This window comes from Microbacterium sp. CFSPD4_SD4, from assembly GCF_057364585.1.
Map to the genome: position 1 here is coordinate 305877 of NZ_JBNFOC010000003.1, position 6109 is coordinate 311985.

A 6109-nucleotide genomic window follows, 5' to 3' on the forward strand; every position below is an offset into this window, starting at 1 on the left:
TCGCCTCAGTGCAGGTCGCCGTCGGCGGCCGAGCGTTCCCACCGGGTGAACCGGACGGTCAGACCCGCGCGGGTGGGCGCGGCGAGGAACGGTCCCGCGGAGACGGTCGCATCGCCGGAGAAGGGAGCCACCCTGACCAGGCGCCAGGGGCCGTCGTCCGCCCGGGCGCGCACGATCATCGCGTCCGCCCAGCGGCTGACCCTGACCGTGATCTCGCTCTCGCGCCAGTCGTCGACGTAGCCGACCGACCAGTCGGATCGGCCGGCGGTCACGACGGCACCGAGACCGAGGTGGCCATCGGCGAACTCGACGCCCGCTTTGATCCAGTGCTCCTCATCGGCGCGCACGAAGAGCCCCGCCTGGTCGAACTGCCCCTCCCACGGCGCACGGAACGCGACCTCGATCGCCTCGCCGACCGCGAGCGGCGCGAGCAGCGCGTGCTCCGTGTCGTGCACGAAACCGTAGGCGGTGTGGCGCCAGGCGTCGCTGCCCTCGGCCGCGGTGGCGTCGAGGTGACCGTCGACGTGTGTCCAGGCGGGGGCATGGGTCCAGGTGGCATCGGTCCAGTTGATGATGCGTGATTCAGGCATATTTCCCATCTATAGCTGATAAGGGCATAAACAGCGAATATTCGTGCTACGGTTATGTCATGGTCGTCGCTGTGATCGCCGACATCGTCGGGTCCCGGGAACTCCGGGACCGCGGTGCTGCGCAGCGCGCGCTGGACGAGACCATCGCACAGGTGGAACAGGATCGCCCGCTGGCCATCCACCCGCTCACGCCCACGGTAGGGGACGAGCAGCAGGGCGTCTACCGCGCACTGCCTGACGCGCTCCTCTCCCTCCTCATGGTCCAGCTCCGCCTCCCGGAGGGTCTCGCCTTCCGCTTCGGCATCGGCGTCGGCGAGGTCAGGCCGGTCACCTCGGTGCACGGCGAGCTGGCCGACGGACCCGGGTGGTACGCGGCACGCGCCGCGATCGAGACCGTCCACGCACGCGAACAGCGCGCCGTGCCGCGCACGCGCACCTGGATTGTCGGCGCCCCGGGTCAGGATGAGGTCATGGAGACCGTGATCGCCGCGTCCAACGCCTACGTCCTCGCGCGCGACGAGCTGGTGGGGGCGATGAGCACGCGCGAACGCCACCTCACCTACGGACGCCTGGTCGGCCGGTCCCAGCAGGAGCTCGCCGCCCAGGAGGGCATCTCGCAGCCGAGCGTCTCCAAGTCGCTGCGGAGTGCGGGAGCCGCCGCTCTCATCGAAGGCGTGGCCGCGCTCCGGGGGGAGTCCGCATGATCCTCGCCGGCTTCGTCCTCCTCGCCGTCGGCGCGACCGACCTCGTCCGGCAGTTCGTGCCGCGGCGGTGGATCGGCTTCGTCGTGGCCGCGGCCGTGGTCCTCCTCCTCGGCATCGGCGGCGATGCGCTGCTGCCCGCGCTCCTGGGGCTCGGTGCCGGGGCGCTGTGGGCGTGGAGCATGCCGGACGAGGGGCCGTCCCGGGCCGGTTCTGGCCGGCGGTCGCGCTGGCCGCCCTCAGCATCGCCGCCGTGGTCTGGGGCGGGTCGAGGAGCGCGTCCGGTCTCATCGGCGAGCTCTGGACGCTCCGCTCGCCCTTCGGCGAGGTGCCGTTCGATCTCGCCGTGCTCGCGCTCGGTGCCGGCGTCTTCCTCCTCGAATCCGCGAACCTCGTCGTCCGTGCGGCTCTCGACGGCGAGCACACCTGGCGCCCGGCCGAGGTCTCGGGGACCGTCGCGCCCGAGCCCGTACCCTCCGACCGGTCGGAGGCCGACGCCCCTGCGGTGTCCGCCGTGATCCCCGCCGATCCCCGCCACGGCTTCAAGGGCGGGCGGCTCATCGGCCCCCTGGAACGCGTGCTCGTGATGATCCTCACGCTCGCCGCGGCCTACCCGGTGCTCGCAGCCATGCTCGCCGCCAAGGGCATCGTCCGCTTCCCGGAGATCTCCCGCGACGGGGAGACCGGCGCGCGTGCCGAGTACTTCCTCGTCGGCAGCCTCGTGAGCTGGGTGATCGGCCTCGGTGCCGCGTTCCTCGTCTGGTGGGCGGCGCACAGCTGACACCCCCGCCCGCGACGCAGCGGGACGGTTGCGCGCTGCTAGCCTGGAGCGCGTGTCAACTCCCGCTCTGACGACCGCGCCGCAGGCGATTGACCCCACGTTCGAGAACGTGTGGGACGAGATCGTGTGGCGTGGCCTCGTCCACGTGTCCACCGACCAGGAGGCGCTGCGCGCCCTGCTCGCGGGAGACCCCGTCACGTATTACTGCGGCTTCGACCCGACGGCACCGAGTCTGCATCTCGGGCACCTGGTCCAGCTGCTCCTGCTCCGCCGCCTCCAGCTCGCCGGGCACAAGCCGCTCGGTCTCGTCGGCGGCTCCACCGGCCTGATCGGCGATCCCCGGCCGACGGCGGAGCGCACGCTCAACACCCGCGAGACGGTGGCGGAATGGGTCGACCGCCTGCGCGGCCAGGTCGAGCGGTACCTCAGCTTCGAGGGCGACAATGCCGCCCGCATGGTGAACAACCTCGACTGGACGGCGCCGCTCTCCGCGATCGACTTCCTGCGGGAGATCGGCAAGCACTACCGCGTCGGCACGATGCTGAAGAAGGACGCGGTGGCCGCGCGCCTGAACTCCGACGCCGGCATCAGCTACACCGAGTTCAGCTACCAGATCCTCCAGGGGCTCGACTTCCTCGAGCTCTACCGCCAGTACGACTGCGTGCTGCAGACGGGCGGCTCGGATCAGTGGGGCAACCTCACCAGCGGCACCGACCTCATCCACCGGGTCGAGGGGGCCTCGGTCCACGCGATCGGCACGCCGCTGATCACCAACAGCGACGGCACGAAGTTCGGCAAGAGCGAGGGCAACGCGATCTGGATCGACGCGGAGCTCACGAGCCCCTACGCGTTCTACCAGTTCTGGCTCAGCACGGCCGATGCCGACGTGATCGAACGCCTCAAGGTCTTCACGTTCCTGACCAGGGCCGAGATCGAGGAGTACGCCGAACTCGTGGCGACGGAGCCGTTCCGCCGCGCCGCCCAGAAGCGCCTCGCGCTCGAGGTCGTCGCGACGGTGCACGGCGTGGAGGCGACGGCGGCCGTGATCGCGGCGTCCGAGGCGCTGTTCGGGCAGGGCGACCTGACCACTCTCGACGCGGCGACGCTGCGCACGGCTCTGGACGAGCTCCCGCACGCGACGGTCGCCGCCGGCACTCCGGTCGTCGACGCACTCGTCGCGACCGGGCTGGTGTCGAGTCTGTCGGAGGCCCGTCGCGCCATCGCGCAGGGCGGGGTGTCCCTCGACGGCGAGCGGGTGGAGGACGACTCCGCGACCGTGCAGGGCACGCTTCCCGGTGGTGTCTCGGTGCTGCGTCGCGGGAAGAAGACTCTCGCCGGCGTCTTCCTCGGCTGATCCCGGTCAGGCATGCCGTTCACCCCGAGTCACGCGATCGTGGCGTTGCCGTTCGTGCGCACGCCCCTGGTTCCCGCGGCGATCGCGATCGGAGCGATGACGCCGGACATCTCGCTGTTCCTGCGGAACATCGGGCTCAACTACGGCTTCCTGCACGATCCGGTCAACGTCCTGTGGACGGCTCTGCTCGCGCTCGTGCTCTTCCTGCTGTGGCGTGTGCTGCTGCGCCCCGCGACCCTGGAGCTGCTGCCGGACTGGGTGAGCACGCGGCTACCCGCCGGGTGGGGCGCGAGCGGATTCCGGGCCGGGGTCGAGGCGTTGACCCGCGACGATCGTCCCCGGTATCGGGGTGCGCGGTCGCTGTATCCGGTCCTGCTCGTGCTCTCCGCGATGCTGGGGGTGCTCTCGCACATCCTCTGGGACGCGTTCACGCATGAGTCGCGGTGGGGCGTCGATCTGGTGCCCGCGCTCGCGAACTCGTGGGGTCCGTTCGACGGCTACAAGTGGCTCCAGTACGTCTCGAGCGCGCTCGGCCTGCTGGGTCTGGCGATCTGGGCGGCACTGTGGCTGCGTCGTGCGACCCCGCGAACGCATGCGCCCCGGATCCTTCCGACGGTCGTGCGGATTGCGTGGTGGCTCTCGCTGCCGGTGATCCTCGTGCTCGCCTGGGTCGGCGGACTGCTCGCGTTCGGCCCGCTCTCCGCCGATTTCACGGTGCAGCATCTCGCGTATCGGGTGCTGCCGCCGGCCTGTGCGGTGTGGGGCCTGTTCACCCTGGTCCTCTGCGTGGTCCTCGCCGTGCGGCGGCCGCGCTCCGCGGTCTGACCCGCAGCGGACCCGGCACGTCGGGAAGCCGGGTCACCAGCGTGGTGCGTCCGTACCCCATGCGTGCGGGGCCTCGAACCTGAGCCCGGGGAGAGCGGGTGCCGCCGTCACGACCGCCGTCCCGTCCACGTCGAATCGCGCGAGATGCGCCGAGGCGTCGATCTCCGGCGCGCGCACGGCAGCGGTCGTGCGCGGCATCCCCAGCAGTTCGGCGGCGACCCGGCGCAGGGAGGTGCGCACGATGCGCGAGCGCCCGTCGCGGGAACGGAGCAGGCGGGTGAGCGCGGCGGCGAGAAGATATCCGCTGCTGTGATCCAGCGCCTGGGCGGGGAGGGCGCCCGGCCGTCCGTCGTCGCCCTCGATCATCGCGATGCCGCTCTCCGCCTGGACGAGACTGTCGAAACCGGCGCGCTCGGGATGATCGGGTCCCCAGGCGCTGAGCTCCGCGACGAGGAGACCCGGGTGCTGCTCGACCAGAGCGTCGGGGGAGAGGCCGAGCCGGTCCAGCGAGGCGGGCCGATATCCGAGCACGACCGCATCCGTCGACTGCAGGAGGGCGTGCAGCTCCGGGGACCGGGCGTCGAGGCGTGCGGAGCGCTTGCCATGGCCGGTGTCGAGGTGCTGCCACGGGAGCTCGGGGAGCTGCGGCGGGTCGAGACGCAGCACCTCGGCGCCGAGGAGAGCGAGCGTCCGTGTGCACACCGGCCCCGCGATCACTCGGGTGAGGTCCAGGACACGGAGGCCGGCGAGCGGAGCGCGCGCCGAGACGGCGGGAGACGAGGTCCGTCGGTCCTTCGTTCGTCCGCCCTCGGGGTCGGCGACCGCGACATCGAGGAGCGGAGCAGCTCGCTGCGCCCGGTCGGCCTCGGGGTCCTCGTGACGCACGGCCACCGCGAGTCCGCCCGCCGCGGAGATGAGGCCCACGGCCTCGTCGGTCGAGAGGGTCGACATCCTGCGGGTCACGGCCTCCGCACCCGCCGAGCCGGACAGACCGAGTGCGCGGCGAAGCGCTCGAGCGTGGTGCGGGTAGTTGCCATGTGTGCGGACCCACCCGTCGCCGCTCTCCCAGAACCCGGAGAGCGGCGCCCACACCGGCGGGGGAGTTCCGTCGACCAGCAGGTAGCGGTCGCTCCGGTAGGCGACGGCCACGCGTCGGGGATCGATGGACCCGGGGTCGAGTCCGGCGGCCACGGTCACCGCGGCCACACTGGCGAGAGCCAGCTCTGCGGTCGCCGTGCGCGAGGCGAGGGGCACCGGATCGAGAGTGCGGAGTGACGCGAGGGAGTCCGCGGGGAGGGGCGCGACGCCCGTGTCCCGCCACACACGGACGAGCAGATCGGCAGTGGTGTCGGAGGAGGGAGTGCGCATGGGCGTGATGCTACTCCGCCCCCGGATACCGCCGGAAACAGCCGCTGATCCGGCCGAATCCCGGCGCGGGGCGCCCGCGACACGCCCGGGGTGGTGCGCCCGATTTGCCAGACCCCCGGAATCCACGTAACTTATTACTTGTTCGCCCCACAGGGAAGCGGAGAAGCCCAGAGCTTCACCCCCCTCAAGCGGAGAACCACTCCCGATCCACTCTCACTTGAGAGATCCGGCGCTTGCGCCTAAGATGGGAGATCCACCCCTTCTGCGGCTGTCACCGGCTGCGCAGCGGATCCAAGATCCGCGCGGCGCGCCGATTTGACAAGCGGGTCGGGATGGCTAAGATAGAGAAGTTGCCCTGCGGGCCTGGTCGTGATGGCTGGGTCGTGGGAGCATCCGATCCTTGAGAACTCAACAGCGTGCACTTGTCAAATGCCAAATTATCCTCGTCTAGCTTCGGCTGGGTGAGAATTCCTTTGGATCAAAGACCAAC

The 6109-nt window shown here is 71.0% G+C and carries 6 protein-coding genes; 4 read left to right on the forward strand and 2 right to left on the reverse strand.

Translation table 11 applies throughout. The features are described 5' to 3' along the window. Positions 1-5: 5 nt before the first annotated feature. Entirely contained in the window at positions 6-590 is a 585-nt protein-coding gene (locus tag AC2W7E_RS07845) for a DUF1349 domain-containing protein (protein WP_249520847.1), read from the reverse strand. 59 nt (positions 591-649) lie between these two features. On the opposite strand from AC2W7E_RS07845, the gene AC2W7E_RS07850 reads away from it, so the two are divergent. From AC2W7E_RS07850 to AC2W7E_RS07865, 4 genes are all read left to right on the forward strand, one after another. Beyond that, entirely contained in the window at positions 650-1294 is a 645-nt protein-coding gene (locus AC2W7E_RS07850) for a SatD family protein (protein ID WP_025105257.1), read from the forward strand. Between the two features lie 172 nt (positions 1295-1466). After that, positions 1467-2072 (forward strand): hypothetical protein, encoded by a 606-nt coding sequence (locus tag AC2W7E_RS07855; protein WP_485988865.1) that lies wholly within the window; start codon positions 1467-1469, stop codon positions 2070-2072. A gap of 52 nt (positions 2073-2124) precedes the next feature. Next, a complete protein-coding gene (gene tyrS, locus AC2W7E_RS07860) occupies positions 2125-3426 on the forward strand; it encodes a tyrosine--tRNA ligase (protein ID WP_157524065.1) in 1302 nt (433 codons plus the stop codon). A gap of 12 nt (positions 3427-3438) precedes the next feature. Beyond that, positions 3439-4251, forward strand: a complete 813-nt coding sequence (locus tag AC2W7E_RS07865; protein ID WP_485988866.1) for a DUF4184 family protein — start codon at positions 3439-3441, stop codon at positions 4249-4251. 33 nt (positions 4252-4284) lie between these two features. On the opposite strand, the gene AC2W7E_RS07870 is transcribed toward AC2W7E_RS07865, so the two are convergent. After that, the gene (locus tag AC2W7E_RS07870) at positions 4285-5619 is read right to left on the reverse strand and encodes a CoA transferase (RefSeq protein WP_485988867.1); all 1335 of its coding nucleotides are present in this window, start codon (positions 5617-5619) and stop codon (positions 4285-4287) included. Between the last annotated feature and the right edge of the window lie 490 nt (positions 5620-6109).